The organism is Arhodomonas sp. KWT, assembly GCF_010993615.1.
In genome coordinates, this window is sequence record NZ_WNXE01000576.1 from 1 (window position 1) to 1,029 (window position 1,029).

The window sequence follows — 1,029 nt, forward strand, 5'->3', positions numbered from 1 at the left end:
TGCTCGGCAATGGCCGGGGATTCCGGCTCCGGCAGGCGGAAGCCGTCGCGCAGTGTCCGCCAGATGCCGTCCGGGCCTTTGTCCCTGGAGGGCGTGCGGTCCTGGGACTTATCCGCGCCGTTATTCCCCGGCTCGCCGAATACGCTGGCCGGTGACCTGTCGAGTAGCAGCGCGTCCGCCGCCGCCAGGGACGAGGCCGTCTCCGCTGTCCCGCCGGCGGTGTTGCCCTCGGCGCTGTTGCTGCCGGTGGGTGCCACACTACAGGCGCTGAGGGTCAGGCACGTGAGCAAAGGCAGCACGGCGCGTGATCGCACGGTCATTCTCCTTGATTGGATATCCATCGCCCCGCGGTCTTTCAGAATGCGTCCTTCCAGGCGCGCACGGCGGCGAAGACCGCCACCCCGTCGGCAAGGGCGTGGCCGGCGCGGGTCGCGGCGCGCTTGCGCACCGTCGGTGCGTCGGTGCGCAGAAACGGGTTGGTGGCCAGCTCCTCGGCAATGGTCGAGGGCAGAGTGATCCGGTCGTGGGCGCGCGCCTCGCGCACCGCGGTCAGCCGCTGCAGCAGCCCGGTGTTGTCCGGCTCCACCTCGGCGGCGAAGGTGAGATTCGCCTGGGTGTACTCGTGGGCGCAGTAGACCCGTGTCTCGCCGGGCAGCGCGGTGAAGCGCGCCAGCGAGGCGTGCATCTGCTCCGGCGTGCCCTCGAACAGCCGGCCGCAGCCGCCGGCGAACAGCGTGTCCCCACAGAAGAGCATGCCGTCGCCGTAATAGGCGATGTGACCGGCCGTGTGGCCGGGGCAGGCGATGACCTCGAAGGTGATGCCGAAGCCGGGCAGCGTGACAGCGTCGCCATCCGCCAGCGCGACGGTGCGCCCGGGGATGCGCTCGTCCGCCGGCCCCCACACCGGGATGTCAGCCCCGGCGGCCGCGACCAGCTCGCGGACACCGCCGGTGTGATCCGGATGGTGGTGGGTGATGAGGATCCCCGCCAGGGTGAGCCCGCGCTCGTCGAGCGCGCGGCGCACCGGGG

1 protein-coding gene and 1 pseudogene are annotated in these 1,029 nt (G+C 71.6%); both read right to left on the reverse strand.

The genetic code is table 11. The features are described from left to right. A pseudogene (locus tag G7A99_RS20840) lies at positions 1 to 320 on the reverse strand (lytic transglycosylase); the annotation flags it as partial. Positions 321 to 355: 35 nt separating this feature from the next. After that, on the reverse strand, positions 356 to 1,029 hold a 674-nt coding region (gloB, locus tag G7A99_RS20845), incomplete at its 5' end, for a hydroxyacylglutathione hydrolase (RefSeq protein WP_163143806.1).